Source organism: Burkholderia sp. 9775_39, assembly GCF_015712225.1.
Lineage (GTDB): Bacteria > Pseudomonadota > Gammaproteobacteria > Burkholderiales > Burkholderiaceae > Burkholderia > Burkholderia cenocepacia.
Window position 1 is genome coordinate 108427 of record NZ_JACCQC010000017.1, and the last position, 18160, is coordinate 126586.

The window sequence follows — 18160 nt, forward strand, 5'->3', positions numbered from 1 at the left end:
GAAGTTCGGTTGAAGGAAGGATTCGTGGGTTCAATGCGGGAGCCCGGCCTGTACGTCGCGCACGGGTTCGTTGTCGACGCGCAGCAGCAGCGCGGTCAGTGCGTCGCCGCTGGTGGCGCGCGCGGCCGGCCGGGCCACCGCATCCGAGCGGCACAGCAGGTCGGCGTCCGACCAGCCGGCGCTGCCCGGCAACGCCCGCGCGCGCAGCCACCCGCGTCGATCGGCGAGCAGTTGCGTGCCGGCGAGTGCCTCGGGTGCGACGCCGGCAATCGTCGCGAACGCGCGCCACGCATCGGCGGTCGTCGCGACGCAGTTCGCGCGCGAGCCGGTCGACGGCGGCACCAACCCCCCGTTTTCGGTGACGAGCAAGGTCTGCCAGCGCGCGTCTTCCGGCGGTGGCGTGGCGCCCGGCTCGAGCGCGACGACGCGCACGCGCTGGCCTTCGCGCCAGCGCTCGAGCGCTTGAGGCGCGGCGTCGCCGCACCGCACGTTGAGGGCCGGCAGCGGGACCGGCACCGGCCACGCGCCTTCCGCCTGCGCGCCGCTGCCGGCGGCCAGCGCTTTCAGGTAGTCGAGCACGGCCCAGGTGTCCTGCGGGCCGAGTGTCGCCGCGAAGCCGGGCATCGTCGACGCGCCGTGCTCGTCCTGCGTGCCGTGGCGCACGCGCCAGAACAGTTCGCCGTCGAGGCGACGCGCGAGCAGCGTGCCGGCGAAGGTCGGCGGCCAGTGCGCGAGCGTGGCGGCGAGCGGCCCTTCGCCGCGTCCGTCCGCGCCGTGGCAGGCCGCGCAATGTTGCGTATACAGGTGCGCGCCGCGCATCACGTTCGCTACGGAAAACGGCGCGGGATCGCGCTGGAAGCTCGTCGGCACGGCCGGCGCGAGCCACAGCGAAGCGGGCGGCCACGGCGCGAACCACGCGACGGCCAGTGCGGCGATGGCCGATGCGATACGCCACTTGCGCGAAGCGAGCGCGGTGCACGCGAGCACGACGGCCAGCGCCGTCACGCCGCAGGCGAGCGCGAGCTGCCGCGTGAGCCCCGCGTCGATGCGCAGCGTTTCGAGCGCGATGCGATGCGCCCACGGCCACGCGGCCTGGCCATCGGCGTCGCCGGTCAGGCCGATCGCGTGGAGCCCATGCGCCAGCGCGATTTGCGCGCGATACAGCAGTTGCAGGAAGGCGATGGCCCAGTCGGCGAACGGCGGCGCATTCATCGCGCGCGTCTCCGCCGGACGGTAATCAAACGTCGAACGGCATCCGGCATCTACCAGCTCGCATCGAGCCCGAGATGCCGCAGCGCGTCGTGGCGCAAGGCGGCGAGGCGCGGGTCGCCGCGATGGCGCGGGTAGGGCAGGTCGACGCGCAGTTCGGCGACGATCCGGGCCGGCCGCGGCCCGAACACGATCACGCGCTGCGCGAGGAACAGCGCTTCTTCCACGTCGTGCGTGACGAGCAGCGCGGAGAACCCGTCGCGCTGCCACAGCGCGGTCAGCTCGGCCTGCATCGTGAGCCGCGTCAGCGAATCGAGCTTGCCGAGCGGCTCGTCGAGGATCAGCAGGCGCGGATCGTTGACGAGCGCGCGGGCGAGTGCGACGCGCTGCGCCATCCCGCCGGACAACTGATGCGGAAACACGTTCGCGAACTCCTGCAGCCCGACGCGCGCGAGCGCATCGTCGACGCGATGCTGCGCGGTGCGCGCCACCCCGCGCGCTTCGAGGCCGAGCGCGACGTTCGCGCGCACGCGCCGCCACGGATACAGCGTCGGGTCCTGGAATACGACGATGCGCGACGGATCGGGGCGCTCGATCGGCACGCCGTCCTGCGCGATGGTGCCTTGCCGCGCGGCGTCGAGCCCCGCGACGAGACGCAGCAGCGTCGATTTCCCGCAGCCGCTCGGGCCGAGCAGCGCGACGAATTCGCCGGCCGCGACCGACAGCGACACGTCGTCGAGCACCGGCAGCGCGCCGCCGGGGCCGTCGAACGCGTGGCTCACGCGGCGGATGTCGATGCGCGCGCCGCGCGGCGGCGTGACGGCGGGCGCCGCGGCAGTGGCCGCGGACGGTTCGAGTACGGCGGCGCTTACCATTTGACGGTCCCTTTCTGCCACGCGAGCACACGGTCGCGCAGCGCGAACAGCAGCGCGATCAGCCCGGAAAACAGCAGCGCCATCACGATCAGCGCCGCATACATGTTCACGTACGACGCCCAGCCCTGCGCCCAGCTCAAATACCAGCCGAGCCCCGACTTGACGCCCATCATCTCGGCGACGACCAGCACCGTGAACGATGCGCTGAGCCCCATGAAAATGCCGACGAACACGTGTGGGAGCGCGGCCGGAATCGCGACGCGCAGCACGAGGAAGCGCGCGTTCGCGCCGAGCGTGCGCGCGACGTCGTAGTACTGCTTGTTCACGCTCGCGACGCCCGACCACGTCAGGACGGCAACCGGGAAGCCCGTCGCCAGCGCGATCAGGAACGCGGCGGCCGAATAGCTCGACGGGAAGAAGTAGAACGTGAGCGGCAGCAGCGCGGTGGCCGGCACCGGCCCGAGCACGCGCAGCACCGGATGCACCCAGTAGCCGATCCGGCGCGACCAGCCGATCGACACGCCCACCGCGAAGCCGACCGTGACGCCGTACGCGAAGCCGAGCGCGAGCAGCTTCAGCGTGTTGCCGGCGCTGCCGGCGAGGCGCGGCCAGTCGTCGACGTAGACTTCGATCAGCGCCTGCGGCGGTGCGAAGAACGGCGTCGGCAGCCAGCCGGTTTTCGCGGTGACGATTTCCCACGCGGCGAGCACGAGCGGCAGCGCGACGAGCCACGGGCCGGCCGGACGCACGCGTGCGAGCCGCGTGCGGGTCGCCGCAACGAGATGGCCGAGCGTCGCGGCGACGAGCAGCAGCGCGGCGATCGTCCACGCGGCCGTGCCGAACGTGTCGGTGTACGCCCAGTCGCTGAAGCCGACGATCCGGTTCGGCCACAGTTGCGTGAGCGCGCCGAGCGCGGCCCACGCGACTGCGGCGGCGATCCCGGTCGGCCAGATACGCTCGCGCCGCGCTTGCGCGGCCAGCGTGGCGTCGCACGTCGTGCAGGCCGGGCGCGCGGAAGCTGTAGCGTTGGCGGCGGCGCCGGCCGGAGCCGATGCGGTGCGTGCGGCGGAAGCGTGTTCGATCGTCGACATCGCGTTACCCCAGTACGTTCGCATAGACCTGCTGCGCGAAGCGCTGCGGGTCCGTGCTCTTCTTCAGCACGCTGATGCGGCGGAAATCGTCCGCATAGAACGCGATTTCCTGCTGCAGGTCGACGTTGGTCGGGTGATGCGTGTAGGTGAGCGTCGCGTACAGCTTGCGCAGATCCTCGGGGCTGATCTTCGGCGAATACTTCGCGAACACCTTCGCGGCTTCGTTCGGGTTGTCGTGCGTGTACTCGGTGGCCTGCACGATCGAGCGCGCGAGCGCGGCGGCCGACGGCCGGTCGTTGCGCACGAGGTCGCCGCGCGCGCCGATCACGCAGCACACCTTGCGCGCGTATTCGCCGGACAGGTTGGTCGCGAGTTCGGTATACGCGCCGTTGCTGCGTTTTTCGAGCAGATAGAGGTTCGGGTCGCCGTCGGCGATCGCGTGGATCTCGCCCTTGTCGACCGCGACGCCGAGCAGGTCGGCCGGATACTGTCGCCACGTGATGTCGCGCTCCGGATCGATACCGTTCTTCGCGAGCAGGATCGAGAAGAAGTGCTTGCCGGGCGCGGCCAGATCGCTGACACCGACCGTCTTGCCCTTCAGCGCCTGCAGTGTCGTGACGCCGGCCGCCTTCGCGCCGAGCAGGCGCACGCAGCCGCCGTGCGAGCTGCCGATGATCTTCACGTCGAAGCCGGCTTCGAGCGGCTTGAGCCAGCGGTGGATCATCCCGACCGCCGCGTCGGCCTTGCCGGTCGCGATCGATTCGAGCAACTGGTCGGTCGAGCCGCTGTAGTTGATCAGCTCGACCTTCAGCCCGTTCTTCTCGAAGAAGCCGCGCTCCTGCGCGACGACGATCGGCGTCAGGCAGAACGCGTTCTGGTTCCACGCGAATGTCAGCTTCTTCAGCGGCGGCGCGGACCAGGCCTTGCGGCCGAGCGTGATCGCCGGTACGGCGAGCGCGGCGGCGCCGGCCGCGCGCAGCAGCCGGCGGCGTTGGTCGTCGTGCGCGTCGGCGGGCGCGGGTGCGGTGGTGTGGGTCATTGTGTGGTCTCCGGGGTAGCGCAAGGGCGGCTCAGTCGAGCAGGTCGGGTTCGTCGGCGACGACGCGCGCGAACAGGCTGTCGAACGCATGCAGCGCACCGTCGGGGCCGCCGATCTGGCCGTGCGTATGGCGCGCGGTCGCGTGATCGATCGGCTGCGGCGTGCCGGCCGCTTCGGCCAGCAACTGCGTGTGCGCGGCGTTGTCGAGCGCGATGTACCACCACGCGGCGGCCTCGACCGTCGGGCCGGCCGTCAGGATGCCGTGGTTCTTCAGGATCACGCCCTTGTGCGTGGTGCCGTCCGGCTTCGCGAGCGCCTCGGCGATCCGCGCGCCTTCGCTGGTGTCGACGACCATCCCCGTGAAATCGTCGAACAGCGCGTGATCCTCGTAGAACACGCACGCGTCCTGCGTGAGCGGATCGAGCGGGCGGCCGAGCGTCGACCAGGCCTTGCCGTAGGTCGAATGCGTGTGCGCGGCGGCGACCACGTGCGGATGGGCTTCGTGGATCGCCGCATGGATCGCGAACGCGGCCTTGTTCAGCGGCCGCTGGCCGATCGCGGTTTCGCCGCGTGCGTTGACGAGCAGCAGGTCGGACACCTTGATCTGCGAGAAATGCACGCCGAGCGGGTTCACCCAGAAATGGTCGGGCAGCTCCGGATCGCGCGCGGTGATGTGGCCGGCGAGGCCCGACGCGAAACCGAAGCGCGCGAACAGCCGGAACGCGGCTGCGAGCCGCTCCTGCCGGTGGCGGCGCTCGGCGGCCACGTCGATGCGCGGCGCGGGCGGATCGAACCAGAAGTGCTGGCGCGGGGTGTCGGCGAGCACGAGGCCCGATGCGGTACGGTTGGGGGGCGAAAGGACGGCGGACATGATCGCGTAGGGCTCCGTTGGGCTCAGGCGGCGCGGCGTGCCGCGTCGCGTTCGGCGACGGCGTTGCGCACGCGCGGAATCAGTTCGCGGCCGTAGTCGATCGCGTCTTCCAGCGGGTCGAAACCGCGGATCAGGAAGGTCGTCACGCCGAGGTCGTAGTAGTCGAGCAGCGCGTCGGCGACCTGTTCGGGCGTGCCGACGAGCGCCGTCGAATTCGAGCGCGCGCCGGTGAGCTTCGCGATCTCGGTCCACAGCCGCTTGTCGACGCGCGAGCCGCGCTCGGCCGCGGCGAGCAGGCGGCGCGCGCCTTCGCTCTGCTGCGGGCCGCCGGCGCCGAGTCCCGCCGCTTCGCGCAGCCGGCGCGTTTCGTCGAGGATGCGGTGCGCGCGCGCCCACGCTTCGTCCTCGGTCGCCGCGAGGATCGGGCGGAACGACACGGAGAAGCGCACCTGGCGGCCGTGCTTCGCGGCTTCGGCGCGCACGCGGGTCGTCAGGTCGCGCACCTGGTCGAGCGACTCGCCCCACAGCGCATAGACGTCCGCGTGCTTGCCGGCCACCGCGAGCGCGGCTTCCGACGCGCCGCCGAAGTAGATCGGCACATGCGGCTGCTGGAACGGCTTCACTTCCGAAAAGCCCTGCTTGAACCGGTAGTGCGCGCCGTCGTGATCGAACGGGTGCGTGTCCGTCCAGATCCGCCGCAGGATGCCGAGGTATTCGTCGGTGCGCGCATAGCGTGCGTCGTGATCGAGGAAATCGCCGTCGCGCTGCTGTTCGCTGTCCGAGCCGCCGGAGATGAAGTGCACGGCGAGCCGGCCGCGGCTGAACTGGTCGAGCGTCGCGATCTGCCGCGCGGCGAGCGTCGGCGCGGTGAAGCCCGGGCGATGCGCGAGCATGAAGTGGATGCGCTCGGTCGCGGCCGCCGCGAACGCGATCGTCAGCGTCGCCGACGGGCCGGTCGAGTGATGCGGCACGAGGATCCGGTCGAAGCCGGCTGTTTCGTGGGCGCGGGCAAAGTCGCGCACATAGTCGGGATCGACCACGGGGCCGGACGCCGGGTGGATTTCCGACTGCTTCTGGCTCTGGATCATGCCGATGAATTCGACGCTCATCTGGGTCTCCGGTGCAGGGACGTCCCGGCGCACGGCCGGGCAGGAATGGAGCGCAGGTTAACGCCGGGATCATGCGGAATGGAAATAATCAATCCCGATTTGAATATCAGATTTGCATGGTTTGGGGCCGCATGCGTTGCGCATACGCTGTGGGCTCGCGAATGATCGGGCGCGCGTTGGCGCCGTTCTCGTCGCCGTGTCCGAACTACCCAGGGAATCCGTTTCGATGTCCGCCAGCCTTGCCGCTTCCTCGCCGCCACCGCAACCTGCGCTGCGCCTTCTGCCTGCCGATGCCGCCGGCACCGCCGACGTTGCGGACGCAGACGCCGACGGGACGAACGACGCGCGCCTCGCCGCGCGGCTCGAACACCTCGCCCCCGAACTCGCCGCCGATGCGGCCCGCAACGACGTCGACGGCCGGTTTCCGCACGAGAACCTCGCGCGGCTGCATCGTGCCGGGCTGATCGCGCAGGTCGTGCCGCGCGAGCACGGCGGCGCCGGGGCGACGCTGGCGCAGGCGAGCCGGATCGTCGCTGCCGTCGCGCGGGCCGATCCCGCCACCGCGCTGGTGCTGACGATGACGTACCTGCAGCATCGCGCGCTCGGCCGCGCCGACAACCGCTGGCCGGCGCAGGTGCGGCGCGCGGTGTTCGACAGCGCGGTCGCGCACGGTGCGCTGATCAATGCGCTGCGCGTGGAGCCGGCGCTCGGTTCGCCGTCGCGCGGCGGGCTGCCGGCGACCATCGCGCGCCGCGATGGCGACGGCTGGCGGCTCTCGGGCCACAAGCTGTACAGCACCGGCATTCCGGCGCTGCGCTGGCTGGCCGTATGGGCGCGCACCGACGAGCCGACGCCGCGCGTCGGCGTGTTTCTCGTGCCGCGCGACCCTGACACCGACGGCGATCGCATCCGCGTGATCGAAAGCTGGAATCACCTCGGCCTGCGCGCGTCGGGCAGCCATGAAGTCGTGTTCGACGACGTGCCGCTGCCGGCCGATCATGCGGTCGACGTGCGTGCGCCGGACGCATGGGTCGTGTCGGCTGCCACGCACGCGGATGCCGACGCGCAGGCCGATCAGCAGGCGTGGATGGTCGCGCTGCTCGGCAGCCTGTACGACGCGGTGGCGCGTGCGTCGCGCGACTGGCTGGTCGAATTCGCGACGACGCGTGCGCCGAGCGGGCTTGGCGCGCCGCTCGCGACGCTGCCGCGCGTGCAGGAAGCGGTCGGCGAAATCGAGGGCTGGCTGCACACGAACCGGGTGCTGCTCGACGATCACATCGCGCGCACCGACGCCGGCAATGCGCCGTCGGTGACGACCAGCGGTCTCGTCAAGCGCACCGTGACCGAGCAGGCGATCCGCACGGTCGAGCAGGCGCTGAAGCTGTCGGGCAATCACGGGTTGAGCCGCGGCAATCCGCTCGAACGCCACTATCGCGACGTGCTGTGCAGCCGCGTGCATACGCCGCAGGACGATGCGATCGCGGTGGCGGCGGGGCGCGCGGCGCTCGACGCGGCGACGCCCGGCGCAACGAACGCGGCGGCGGGCGGAACGTCACGCGACGGGATCGAACGCGGCCGACGCGATGCGTGAACGGGGTCGGGTGGCCCCGCAGGTCATTCGGGCGGCGCGTTGCCGACGCCGCCCGGTGTGGTCACGCAGCCTTATCGTGCGTCTGCTCGGCGACCGCGAACGCGGTCCGCGCATGCGCGGCGACGGCCGCGAGCGGCGCGTCGAAGCGGGCCGCATCGTGCCGGCGCAGCAGCCACAGGTCGATCTGCGGCTTGAAATCGGCGAGCGGCACGATGTCGAGCGCGTCGCGCAGCGGGCTGCCTTCGACGAGCGGCAACGGCATCAGCCCGAGGCCGAAGCCGTTCGCGACGCTCTGCAGTTGCAGGTCGCGGCCGTACGCATCGAGCGTGACCGGCATCGGCAGGCCCTGCGCGTCGAGTGCGCGCCGCAGGCCCGCACGAAAGCCGCAGCCGTCCGGATTGAGCACCCAGCCGCGCGCGTGGCAATCGGCGAGCCGGTAGCTGCGGCGCGGCCAGTCGCCCTTGCGGCCGACCGCGACGAGCCGTGTGGCCAGCAACCGAACGCCTTCGACCTGCGCCGGCAGCACCATCTCGCGCGCGAGGAAGACCAGCGCCGCCTCGAGTTCGCGGCGGGCGATGCGTTCGACGAGCTGGCCGCCCCATGCGGTCGTGACCTGCGTCGCGAGCGCGGGCCACTGCGCGCCGAGATCCGCGATGAGCGCCGGCAGCATCAGCTCGCCGAGCCCTTGCGTGAGCCCGATGCGGAATTCGCCGGCGGGCGGTTGCCCGCCGGCCGTCAGTTCGCGCAGCGCATCGACCTCGCGCAGGATCGCGCGACACTGGTCGAATACCTGCCGGCCGATGTCGGTCGGGCGTGGCGGTTTCGTGTTGCGGTCGAGCAGCGTCACGCCGAGCGCTTCCTCGAGATTCTGGACGCGCCGCGTGATCGCGGGCTGCGTCATCCCGAGCTCGGCTGCGGCCTGGCTCAGGGTCTGGCAGCGGACGACCGCTGCAAAAGCGTCGATATCGCTAATTTTCATGTTTGTTCTGCATGGTCTTTCGGGTGCATCATGACGATCCATCATATTCGGCATCATATTCGAGGAGACAGCCGATGAGTACGCTTTCGTTGCAACAGACGCCGCTGCGTCAGTTCGTCGAGGGTCTGGATGCGCTGCTCGCGTCCGGCGCGAACGAGGCGCGCATTCTCGACGAGGGCGGCGCGCTGCTCGCCGCGCTCGTCGAACGCGACGACTGGTTGCCCGACGCGTTCGCGCAGCCCGATCCCGAGCGCTACCGGCAGTACCTGCTGCATCTCGATCCGGACGAGCGCTTCTCGGTCGTCAGCTTCGTGTGGGGGCCCGGCCAGGCGACGCCGATCCACGACCACACGGTGTGGGGGCTGATCGGGATGCTGCGTGGCGGCGAGTTCTCGCAGCCGTACCGGTTCGACGCGGCCGGCAAGCCGGTGCCCGCGGGCGACGCCGTGCGGCTGCAGCCGGGCGAGGTCGAGGCCGTGTCGCCGCGCATCGGCGACGTGCATCGCGTGACCAACGCGTTCGCCGACCAGGTATCGATCAGCATCCACGTGTACGGCGCGAACATCGGCAAGGTCGAGCGCGCGGTGTACCTGGACGACGGGACCGTGAAGCCGTTCGTGTCGGGCTATTCGAATGCCTGACGTACAGCCCGCTGGCGTGGCCCGTTGCGGGTGCGCGCCGGCAGGGCGAAGATCGAGCCGTTCCGCTTCATTCACCGACTTCAACGTATTCAACATAGAGACATCGTGACGCAATCCGCCGATTCCATTTCCCGCTTTCCCGTCGCGTCGTACCAGGACGTACGCGCGCGCCTGCTGGCCCGTGACGAGATCGCGCTGATCGACGTACGCGAGGAAGATCCGTACGCGCAGGGCCATCCGTTGTGGGCCGCCAACTTTCCGTTGTCGAAGCTCGAACTCGACGCGTGGACCCGGATTCCGCGCCGCGACACGCCGATCGTCGTGTTCGGCGAAGCGGGCGGCGAGGATCTCGCACCGCGCGCGGCCGCCACGCTCGCGCGGCTCGGCTACACCGACGTGCGGCTGCTCGACGGCGGCCTCGCGGGCTGGGTCGCGGCGGGCGGCGAACTGTTCATCGACGTGAACGTGCCGAGCAAGTCGTTCGGCGAATGGGTCGAGGCCGAGCGCCATACGCCGTCGCTGTCCGCGCAGGAGGTGCAGGCGCTGATCGACGCGAAAGCCGATGTGGTGATCGTCGATGCGCGGCGCTTCGACGAATACCAGACGATGAACATCCCGACGTCGACCAGCGTGCCGGGCGCGGAACTCGTGCTGCGCGTGCGGGCGCTCGCGCCGAATCCGCACACGCAGGTGATCGTCAACTGCGCGGGCCGCACGCGCAGCATCATCGGCACGCAGTCGCTCGTCAACGCGGGGCTGCCGAATCCGGTCGCCGCGCTGCGCAACGGCACGATCGGCTGGACGCTGGCCGGCCAGACGCTCGAGCGCGGCGCGGCGCGCCGCTTTCCGGACGAGATCGACGCGGCGCAGCGCGCCGATGCGCGTCGGGCCGCCCGCGCGGTGGCCGAGCGCGCCGGCGTGCCGCGTATCGCGCTGGCCGACGTCGCCGCGCTCGACGAACCGGGCCGCACGCTGTATCGCTTCGACGTGCGTACGCCGGAGGAATACGAAGCCGGCCATCTGCCGGGCTTCCTGAGCACGCCGGGCGGCCAGCTCGTGCAGGAGACCGACCATCACGCGGCCGTGCGCGGCGCGCGGATCGTGCTGGCCGACGACGACGGCGTGCGCGCGGACATGACCGCGTCGTGGCTCGCGCAGATGGGCTGGGACGTGTGCGTCGTCGAGCCGGCCGGCACCGCGGCATTCGCCGAGCGCGGCCAGCCGCCGCGCGACGTGCCGGCAACGCCGCCCGCGACCGACGTGTCGCCCGCGACGCTCGCCGGCTGGCTGAAGGAGGCCGCGCCGGGCGAGCTCGCGATCGTCGACGTGACGGCCAGCGCGAACTACGTGAAGCGTCATATTCCGGGCGCGTGGTTCGCGGTGCGCGCCCAGCTGCGCGACGCGCTGGCGGCGATTCCGCCCGCGAAGCGCTACGTGTTCACGTGCGGATCGAGCCTGCTGGCACGGTTCGCGGCGGACGATGCGCGCGCGCTGCTGCCGGAGTCGGCCGACATCCGCGTGCTGACCGGCGGCACGGCCGCGTGGATCGACGCCGGGCTGCCGCTGGAGAGCGGCGAGACCCGTCTCGCGTCGCTGCGCGTCGACCGCTACCGGCGCCCGTACGAAGGCACCGACAACGCGGCTGCCGCGATGCAGGCGTATCTCGACTGGGAATACGGACTCGTCGACCAGTTGAAGCGGGACGGCACGCACCACTTCAACGTGATCTGACCGACGCGAGGCGACCGGCTGCGGCGCGTCGCGCGCCGCGCCCGGTCACGATGCGGATCGGCGCTTCGTATCAGCGCGTGAACGTATCGACGGCCGTGCGGCCGACGGCCGGATCGTCGGTGAAGAAGCCGTCGATGCCGGCGCGCAGGTACGCCTGGATCTCGCGCACCGAGCCGGCCGTGTTGCGCGTGGACGGCGTGCCGCCGTCCTTCAGCGACGCGGGCAGGAAGTTGTTCTCCGGACGGAACGTGTACGGATGTACGACGAGGCCGGCCTCGTGCGCATAGCGCACGTACGGCGTCGGCTGCTGCAGCGTGCCGTCCGCGGCGACCGCGATGATCGACGTCTTGTACGGCCCGACGCCGTTCGCGTAGGTCGCGATCTCGCGCATGCCGTCGCGCGTCGACAGGTCGCCGTAGGTGCGCGTGTCGTTCGCCTTCACGAAGTCGTACGGGCGCTGCTGCGCTTCGTCCATCAGCTGCACGAGCTTCCAGTTCGGCTGGCTCGACTTGATCCGGTTGCGGATCGCCTTCAGGTTCGCGACTTCGAACGACTGGATGTAGACGGTCGCCGTGCGCGACGTGTACGCATCCTTCAGCAGCGCGTCGACGAGGCGGTCCTCGAGCGGCAGGCCGATCGACTGGAAGTAGGTCGGATGCTTGGTTTCCGGATACAGGTGGATCGTGCGGCCGGTCTGCGCGGACATCTGCTTCGCGAGCGCGACGATCTCGTCGAACGTCGGAATCTCGAACTGGTCGTTGTACGCGGTGTTGGCGGGGCGCACCTGCGGAATCCGCTCGCGCGCCCGCAGCGTCTTCAGCTCGGCGAGCGTGAAATCCTCGGTGAACCAGCCGGTCAACTGCGCGCCGTCGATCGTCTTGGTCGCCTTGCGGCTCGCGTACTGCGGCAGCGTCGAGACGTTCGTCGTGCCCGAGATCTCGTTCTCGTGGCGCGCGACCAGCACACCGTCGCGGGTCGACACGAGGTCGGGCTCGATCACGTCCGCGCCGTCCTCGATCGCCTTGCGGTACGACGCCAGCGTGTGTTCGGGGCGCAGCGCGCTCGCGCCGCGATGGCCGACCACCTGGACCTTCGCGGAAATCGGCTGCGTGGGATCGCGCGTCAGGTCGTCGTCGCCGCCGCACGCGGCGAGCAGGAACGCGGCGGCGCAGGCGAACGGGACGTAGCGCAGGGAGGTCGGGCGCTTGAGGAGCATGTCGATGAACCTTCGAAACGGAGTCGGAAAAGAGGGCGCTCGCGCCGGTGGCCGGGCAGGGCGCCGGGCTACGCGGAATCGAACGGTGCGCGATCGTCGCACCGAATGATTACATATGTATTACTTCGACCTTTCCGTTCGTTTTTCGGCGGCGAGGCACGCGCCAGGCGGTTGATCCGGGGCTTGCCCGCCCCGCATTCCGGCCGCCTCGGGCTGCCCGCGCGCCGGATGCACTAAACTTGCGGGAATTTTGCATCGCCGCCGCGGGGCCGACGCCCGCCTGGCGCGACGATGCGGCGACTCGCGGGCCGGCGCGGGCGCCCGGCGCCCGTGTGCGTCCGGGCCCGCGCCGGCCGATTTTTTCCGACCCATGACGACCCATACCGATCCCGCCTATCTGCTCGGCGAGCTGCTGAAGAACGTTTCCCGCTCCTTCTACCTGACGCTGCGCGTGCTGCCCGACGGCATGCGCGACCCGGTCGGCCTCGCGTATCTGCTCGCGCGCGCGGCCGACACGATCGCCGACACGGCGCTCGTCGCGCCCGACCGCCGCGCGGCGCTGCTGACCGACCTGCGCGACGACATCGAGCGGCTCGGCGACGGCGTGGCGCTGTCGCGTTCGCTCGAGGACGTGACGCGGTTGCAGACCGATTCGCACGAGCACGTGCTGCTCGGCTCGATGGAGCCGATGCTCGCGCTGCTGCGCGCGCAACCGGAGGCCGATCGCGCGTCGATCCGCAAGGTCGTCGCGACGCTCACCGCGGGGATGGAATTCGACCTGCGCACGTTTCCGGACGAGCAGTCGGGGCAGGTCGCGTCGCTGCCGACCCGCGACGTGCTCGACCGCTACACGTATCTCGTCGCGGGCTGCGTCGGCGAGTTCTGGACCGACATGACGGGTGCGCACACGCGCGCCGCGCGCGGCTGGGATCTGCCGGACATGCGCGAGAAGGGCATCCGTTTCGGCAAGGCGCTGCAGATGACCAACATCCTGCGCGACTGCGCGAAGGACTTGCGCATCGGTCGCTGCTACCTGCCCGACGACGTGCTGCGCGCACACGGGCTCGTCGTGGCCGACCTGATGCAGCCAGAAGCATCGGAACGTGCGCGCGGCGTGCTGGTCGACCTGCTGCGCGTCGCACTCGACCAGTATCGTGACGCCTGCCTGTATACGCTCGCGATCCCGCGCCGCTTCGTGCGGCTGCGGCTCGCGTGCCTGTGGCCGATCATGATCGGCCTCGAAACGCTCGAACTGCTGGCCGGCCACGATGCGTGGCTCGACCCGGCGAAGCCGGCCAAGGTGCCGAGAAAGCGCGTCTACCGGATCATGGCGGCGTCGCTTGCGCTGGTCGGTTCGAACACGGCGATCCGCGCGCGTCTGACCGCGCTCGCCGATGCGGTGTCCGCGCGGCTCGCGCGCCCCGCAGCGCAGCACTGAAGCGCGCCGGCGCGACAGGCGCCGGCATCGCTTCCGGCCCGCGTTCGCCGGGCCGTTCCCGTCCAGTCTCCGGCACGCCGACTAAAACGTTTTCATGATTTCGTGTCTCGAAATGTGGGTGTCACGAACGTCAGCGATCCTGCGCGGCGGCGTGAATCGCGGCGTCAGCTTCGATCGCGCATTTGTAAGATGATTTTTTGCCGAAGGCGTCTGACGACATCGGACGGTCGTGTTGCACCCGTAAAAATGTAAAGCTAGGGTTTTCACCGGGAAATGCCGGAAAGGCCCGCCGCACAAGCATTTCGAGGTGTTATGTAACCGTTTGGTGAACCCGCGCGTTGCGTCGATCATACGATGACCGACTGCTCGTATTGGGAAACAATTGGTAATCCGTCAGAATCGCGTCGGCATGTACTCGCACATGTGTCAGTCATAAAACCACACCAGAAAAGAAATCATTCTTTGAGGACGGAGAATCAATGAAAAAGCGCGTCGCTTTCGCCATGACGGCAGTGGGCCTTGCAGCCGCTACCGCCGCCCACGCCCAGAGCAGCGTGACCCTGTACGGTATCGTCGACAACGGTCTGGCATACCAGAACAACGCAGCCCCGTCGACGGGCGCGACGACCGGCGGTCACTCGAAGGTGTCGATGTCCAGCGGCGTATGGGCGGGCAGCCGCTTCGGCCTGAAGGGCAGCGAAGATCTCGGTGGCGGCACGAAGGCGATCTTCCAGTTGGAAGCGGGTGTGAACTCCGCGACCGGTGCATCGCAATGGACGGGCGGTATCTTCACCCGCCAGGCATGGGTCGGTATGACGAACCAGGCGTACGGTACGCTGACGGCCGGCCGTCAGTACACGGCGTACTACACGCTGCTGTCGCCGTATAGCCCGACGACGTGGCTGACGGGCGCATACGGCGCGCACCCGGGCGATATCGATTCGCTGGATACCAGCTACCGCGCGAACAACTCGCTCGTCTACATGTCGCCGAAGTTCTACGGCTTCACGGTCGGCGGTTCGTACTCGTTCGGCGGCGTGCCGGGCAGCGTGAATCGCGGCTCGACGTGGAGCGCGGCGGTCCAGTACCTGAATGGCCCGGCAGGCATCGCGGTCGGCTACCAGAAGGTCAACAACTCGACGCTCGGCGGCGGCGCGTGGGGCGACAACTCGACGGTCACGAGCGGCGGCCAGCCGGCGGTGTCCGCGATCAACAACGGTTACCAGACGGCGCAGTCGCAGCAGCGCATCGGCGTGACGGCCGGCTACCAGTTCACGCCGGCGTGGGACGTGTCGGCGTCGTACACGAACGTCAAGTACACGCCGGGGATCGGCTCGGTGTTCCACAACAGTGCGATCTTCAACACGGCTGGCGCCGTGCTGCACTGGAAGGCAGCGGCTCAGTGGGACTTCGCAGTGGGCTACTCGTACACGGCGGCGACGCAGTCGAACGGCATCACGAGCGCGGCCAAGTACCATCAGGTCACGCTGTCGCAGTACTACAGCCTGTCGAAGCGCACGGGCCTGTACGCACTCGAGGCTTACCAGCACGCGTCCGGCAATACGCTGAGCAAGGCTGGCACCATCCAGGCAGCGACGACGCAAATCGGCGACGGCGTGGCGGCAGGTTCGAAGCAGAACCAGATCGCTGTCGGCGTCGGCATGATCCACCGCTTCTGATGTCGCGCGGCGCGCAAGCGCCGCTCACGGCATGCGGTATGAAAAAACCGGCCTTCGGGCCGGTTTTTCCGTTTACGTCGCGAGCCGATGCACGATGCGTCGTGTCGGATCACTGATCGATCGGCGACTTCAGCGGCTGATGCTCGCCCGTCAGCCCGAACACGACGAGCTGCGCGGGTTCGGTCGCGCTCGCGTTGCGCGACACCTGATGGCGCGAGCCGGGCGGCTCGTACCAGCCTTCACCGGCGCGATAGCGGCGCAGCGGGCCGCCGTTCACCTGCGACAGCACTTCGCCTTTCGACACGACGGCGAACACCGAGCCGAGATGCTTGTGCGCGTCGGAGGCCTGGCCGGGCGCATAGTCGACGGTCGCGACGACGACGCGCTTGGCCGGCGCTTCGGGCACCGCCTGCTGCATGATCGCGTGCACGCTGTCGCCGGCGTCGTGCGCGTGGGCGCCGGCCGGCAGTGCCGCGGCGAGCGCGAGCCCGGCGTACAGCGCCACGCGAGGGCGCGGAGAGCGGATCATCGTCGGCTCCTTACTCGGGCATCTTGCGGAATGCGATCGCGAAGCGGTTCCACGAGTTGATCGTCGCGATCAGCATCGACAGGTCGAACAGTTCCTCGTCGGTGAAATGCGGCTTCACGGCTTCCCAGACGGCGTCGGGCACATGATTGCTGGCCACCAGCGTCAGCGCCTCGGTCCATTCCAGCGCCGCGCGTTCGCGCTCGGTGAAGAACGGCGTTTCGCGCCACGTGACGACGGTCGCGAGACGGCGATCGGTTTCGCCGCCCTTGCGCGCGTCGGTCGTGTGCATGTCGACGCAGAACGCGCAGCCGTTGATCTGCGACGCGCGCAGGCGGACGAGTTCGGCGAGCGGCTTCTCGATCGAGCTTTTCGCGAGGAATTCCTCGGCATTGCGCATCACCTTGATGGCATTCGGGCTGGCGGCATAGAAGTTCAGGCGCGGTTGCATGGCAGGTCCTTTTCGGTCGGGTTGCGCCAGGGTGGCGCGACAGGACCTACTTTAGGACGTGCACTGGCCTGCTTGAATAGCCAATTCCATCGAAATTCAGGTAACCAGTGGTGACCCGCCCGCGATGCCGGCATCCAGCAGCGCGGCCAGCTTCGCGAGCGCGGTGTCGATGCGCAGCGCGTCGATCCCGCCATAGCCGAACAGCAGCCCGGGGCGCACCGGCACGCCCACGTGGAACGCCGAGATCCCGTACAGGCCGACGTCCTGCGCTCGCGCCGCGCGGACCAGCGCCGCTTCGTCGAGCCCCGGCTTCAGGTGCGCGGCGAGATGGATGCCGGCGGTCGGCACGATCGCGTCGAACCACGGCGCGAGCGCGCCGCGCAAGTGTGCGATCAGCATCTTGCGGCGCGCGTCGTAGTGCTTCTGCACGCGTTTCAGGTGCCGCGCGAAATCGCCTTCGTGCATGAAGCGGGCGAGCGCCGCCTGCGTGAGCGTGCAGGTGTGCCAGTCGACGATCTGCTTCGCCTTGGCCAGCGCGCCGCGCAGCGCGCGCGGCGGAATCGCGTAGCCGATCCGCAGCTCGGGAAAGATCGTCTTCGAGAAGGTGCCGACGTACGCGACGAGGCCCGTGCGGTCGAGGCTCTTCAGCGATTCGACCGGCCGGCCTTCGAAGCGGAATTCGCCGTCGTAGTCGTCCTCGATGATCACCGCGCGGCGGCGCTGCGCCCATTCGAGCAGCGCGACGCGGCGCTCGAGCGTCATCGGCATGCCGAGCGGGAACTGGTGCGACGGCGTCACGTAGACGAGCCGCGCGTCGTCGGGCAGCCGGTCCGTGACGAGGCCCTGCGCGTCGACCGGCACGCCGATCACCGTCGCGCCGAGCGACGCGAACGCGGCGCGCGCGGGCGGATAGCCGGGATCCTCGACCGCGACGACGTCGCCCGGCCGCACGACGACGCGCGCGAGCAGGTCGAGCGCCTGTTGCGCGCCTTGCGTGACGAGCACGTCGTCCCAGCTGCAGGCGACCGCGCGGCTGAAGGCGACGTAGCGCGCGATCGCACCGCGCAACTGCGGGTCGCCGGCCGGATCGTGATACTGGCCGGGGCCGCGCGCCTGCTGGCGCAGTGCGTGATGCAGGCAGCGCCGCCATGCGTCGAACGGGAACAACGTCTTGTCGGTCACGCCGCCGCGAAAGTCGAAGCCGGGCGAGTCTTGCGGCGTGGGCATCGCGAGCGCGTCGGGCAGCGCGTTCCACAGCGCGCGCGCATCGACCGCGTCGATGCGCGGCACGTCGTCGACGATCGACGGCGCCGACATCGCGGCGGCGTGCGGCACGCGGGCAAGGCCGTCGGCGACGAACGTGCCGTCGCCGGCGCGGGTATTCAGGAAGCCCTCGGCCACCAGTCGCTCGAACGCGTCGAGCGTCGTCTTGCGCGACACGCCGAGCTGTTTCGCGAGGTCGCGCGTCGACGGCAGCCGCGCGCCGCCTTCGAGACGCCCGTCGACGATCGCGGTGCGCAGTTGCCGGAAGATTTGCCCCGTCAGGTCGTGACGGCCTTCGATGCGGATCGCGATGTCCATCGCAGTGGTTACCTCGGTTCGTGTGATTTTGCGTTGATCAGCATACCGGAAGTCCGGCGCGCTAGCGGCGGTTCGACGGCTCGCCGCCGCAGTCGCCCTCGCCGGATTGGACCGCCGCCCGTCGCTGCCTTAC

At 69.9% G+C, this 18160-nt stretch carries 16 protein-coding genes; 5 read left to right on the forward strand and 11 right to left on the reverse strand.

Translation table 11 applies throughout. The features are described 5' to 3' along the window. Nucleotides 1-30 precede the first annotated feature (30 nt). Genes H0X90_RS22835 through H0X90_RS22860 form a run of 6 tightly spaced genes read right to left on the reverse strand, consistent with a single transcriptional unit; the run spans nucleotide 31 to nucleotide 6194 of the window. Nucleotides 31-1212, reverse strand: coding sequence for a cytochrome c (locus H0X90_RS22835; protein WP_077189160.1), 1182 nt, complete (start codon nucleotides 1210-1212; stop codon nucleotides 31-33). A gap of 50 nt (nucleotides 1213-1262) precedes the next feature. Further along, nucleotides 1263-2084: an ABC transporter ATP-binding protein gene (locus H0X90_RS22840; protein ID WP_034202408.1), complete on the reverse strand. Its 822-nt coding sequence runs from the start codon at nucleotides 2082-2084 to the stop codon at nucleotides 1263-1265. After that, nucleotides 2078-3175: an ABC transporter permease gene (locus H0X90_RS22845; protein ID WP_034202407.1), complete on the reverse strand. Its 1098-nt coding sequence runs from the start codon at nucleotides 3173-3175 to the stop codon at nucleotides 2078-2080. Before H0X90_RS22845 ends, H0X90_RS22840 begins: the two co-directional genes overlap by 7 nt. Nucleotides 3176-3179: 4 nt before the next feature. Next, entirely contained in the window at nucleotides 3180-4214 is a 1035-nt protein-coding gene (locus H0X90_RS22850) for an ABC transporter substrate-binding protein (RefSeq protein WP_006494956.1), read from the reverse strand. A gap of 31 nt (nucleotides 4215-4245) precedes the next feature. Beyond that, nucleotides 4246-5085, reverse strand: coding sequence for a class II aldolase/adducin family protein (locus H0X90_RS22855; protein ID WP_006482666.1), 840 nt, complete (start codon nucleotides 5083-5085; stop codon nucleotides 4246-4248). Nucleotides 5086-5108: 23 nt separating this feature from the next. Beyond that, nucleotides 5109-6194 (reverse strand): LLM class flavin-dependent oxidoreductase, encoded by a 1086-nt coding sequence (locus H0X90_RS22860; protein ID WP_077189159.1) that lies wholly within the window; start codon nucleotides 6192-6194, stop codon nucleotides 5109-5111. A gap of 226 nt (nucleotides 6195-6420) precedes the next feature. Here H0X90_RS22860 and H0X90_RS22865 point away from each other — a divergent pair, with 226 nt between their 5' ends. Beyond that, on the forward strand, nucleotides 6421-7785 hold the full coding sequence (locus H0X90_RS22865; protein WP_077189158.1) for an acyl-CoA dehydrogenase family protein: 1365 nt from the start codon (nucleotides 6421-6423) through the stop codon (nucleotides 7783-7785). Between the two features lie 61 nt (nucleotides 7786-7846). Here H0X90_RS22865 and H0X90_RS22870 read toward each other — a convergent pair whose 3' ends face one another. Then, nucleotides 7847-8821 (reverse strand): LysR family transcriptional regulator, encoded by a 975-nt coding sequence (locus H0X90_RS22870; protein ID WP_006482083.1) that lies wholly within the window; start codon nucleotides 8819-8821, stop codon nucleotides 7847-7849. Nucleotides 8822-8838: 17 nt separating this feature from the next. Here H0X90_RS22870 and H0X90_RS22875 point away from each other — a divergent pair, with 17 nt between their 5' ends. Both H0X90_RS22875 and H0X90_RS22880 read left to right on the forward strand, forming a co-directional pair. After that, nucleotides 8839-9405 carry a cysteine dioxygenase gene (locus tag H0X90_RS22875; RefSeq protein WP_077189157.1) on the forward strand — a complete coding sequence of 189 codons (567 nt, stop codon included), beginning with the start codon at nucleotides 8839-8841 and terminating at the stop codon, nucleotides 9403-9405. Nucleotides 9406-9510: 105 nt separating this feature from the next. Then, complete coding sequence (locus tag H0X90_RS22880) at nucleotides 9511-11136, forward strand: rhodanese-related sulfurtransferase (RefSeq protein WP_077189156.1); 1626 nt, start codon at nucleotides 9511-9513, stop codon at nucleotides 11134-11136. Nucleotides 11137-11206: 70 nt separating this feature from the next. On the opposite strand, the gene H0X90_RS22885 is transcribed toward H0X90_RS22880, so the two are convergent. Continuing rightward, nucleotides 11207-12352: a glycerophosphodiester phosphodiesterase gene (locus tag H0X90_RS22885; protein WP_006494949.1), complete on the reverse strand. Its 1146-nt coding sequence runs from the start codon at nucleotides 12350-12352 to the stop codon at nucleotides 11207-11209. A 370-nt stretch (nucleotides 12353-12722) separates the two neighbouring features. Here H0X90_RS22885 and H0X90_RS22890 point away from each other — a divergent pair, with 370 nt between their 5' ends. After that, complete coding sequence (locus tag H0X90_RS22890; protein WP_006494948.1) at nucleotides 12723-13790, forward strand: phytoene/squalene synthase family protein; 1068 nt, start codon at nucleotides 12723-12725, stop codon at nucleotides 13788-13790. Nucleotides 13791-14269: 479 nt separating this feature from the next. Next, nucleotides 14270-15469, forward strand: a complete 1200-nt coding sequence (locus tag H0X90_RS22895; protein ID WP_006494947.1) for a porin — start codon at nucleotides 14270-14272, stop codon at nucleotides 15467-15469. 109 nt (nucleotides 15470-15578) lie between these two features. Here the strand turns inward: H0X90_RS22895 and H0X90_RS22900 are convergent, their stop codons facing one another. The 3 genes from H0X90_RS22900 to H0X90_RS22910 all read right to left on the reverse strand — a co-directional run bounded on the left by H0X90_RS22900 (nucleotide 15579) and on the right by H0X90_RS22910 (nucleotide 18027). Then, complete coding sequence (locus H0X90_RS22900) at nucleotides 15579-15998, reverse strand: cupin domain-containing protein (protein ID WP_048985543.1); 420 nt, start codon at nucleotides 15996-15998, stop codon at nucleotides 15579-15581. 10 nt (nucleotides 15999-16008) lie between these two features. Then, complete coding sequence (locus tag H0X90_RS22905) at nucleotides 16009-16446, reverse strand: carboxymuconolactone decarboxylase family protein (RefSeq protein WP_006479143.1); 438 nt, start codon at nucleotides 16444-16446, stop codon at nucleotides 16009-16011. Nucleotides 16447-16542: 96 nt separating this feature from the next. Further along, complete coding sequence (locus H0X90_RS22910; RefSeq protein ID WP_006485811.1) at nucleotides 16543-18027, reverse strand: PLP-dependent aminotransferase family protein; 1485 nt, start codon at nucleotides 18025-18027, stop codon at nucleotides 16543-16545. Between the last annotated feature and the right edge of the window lie 133 nt (nucleotides 18028-18160).

Excerpts from the sequence above, each read along its gene's own strand:
- H0X90_RS22835 (WP_077189160.1), bottom strand. The coding sequence starts at position 1,212 with ATGAATGCGCCGCCGTTCGCCGACTGGGCCATCGCCTTCCTGCAACTG.
- H0X90_RS22910 (WP_006485811.1), bottom strand. The coding sequence starts at position 18,027 with ATGGACATCGCGATCCGCATCGAAGGCCGTCACGACCTGACGGGGCAA.
- H0X90_RS22875 (WP_077189157.1), top strand. The coding sequence starts at position 8,839 with ATGAGTACGCTTTCGTTGCAACAGACGCCGCTGCGTCAGTTCGTCGAG.
- H0X90_RS22865 (WP_077189158.1), top strand. The coding sequence starts at position 6,421 with ATGTCCGCCAGCCTTGCCGCTTCCTCGCCGCCACCGCAACCTGCGCTG.
- H0X90_RS22905 (WP_006479143.1), bottom strand. The coding sequence starts at position 16,446 with ATGCAACCGCGCCTGAACTTCTATGCCGCCAGCCCGAATGCCATCAAG.
- H0X90_RS22895 (WP_006494947.1), top strand. The coding sequence starts at position 14,270 with ATGAAAAAGCGCGTCGCTTTCGCCATGACGGCAGTGGGCCTTGCAGCC.
- H0X90_RS22840 (WP_034202408.1), bottom strand. The coding sequence starts at position 2,084 with ATGGTAAGCGCCGCCGTACTCGAACCGTCCGCGGCCACTGCCGCGGCG.
- H0X90_RS22890 (WP_006494948.1), top strand. The coding sequence starts at position 12,723 with ATGACGACCCATACCGATCCCGCCTATCTGCTCGGCGAGCTGCTGAAG.
- H0X90_RS22845 (WP_034202407.1), bottom strand. The coding sequence starts at position 3,175 with ATGTCGACGATCGAACACGCTTCCGCCGCACGCACCGCATCGGCTCCG.
- H0X90_RS22870 (WP_006482083.1), bottom strand. The coding sequence starts at position 8,821 with ATGATGCCGAATATGATGGATCGTCATGATGCACCCGAAAGACCATGC.
- H0X90_RS22900 (WP_048985543.1), bottom strand. The coding sequence starts at position 15,998 with ATGATCCGCTCTCCGCGCCCTCGCGTGGCGCTGTACGCCGGGCTCGCG.
- H0X90_RS22855 (WP_006482666.1), bottom strand. The coding sequence starts at position 5,085 with ATGTCCGCCGTCCTTTCGCCCCCCAACCGTACCGCATCGGGCCTCGTG.
- H0X90_RS22860 (WP_077189159.1), bottom strand. The coding sequence starts at position 6,194 with ATGAGCGTCGAATTCATCGGCATGATCCAGAGCCAGAAGCAGTCGGAA.
- H0X90_RS22850 (WP_006494956.1), bottom strand. The coding sequence starts at position 4,214 with ATGACCCACACCACCGCACCCGCGCCCGCCGACGCGCACGACGACCAA.
- H0X90_RS22885 (WP_006494949.1), bottom strand. The coding sequence starts at position 12,352 with ATGCTCCTCAAGCGCCCGACCTCCCTGCGCTACGTCCCGTTCGCCTGC.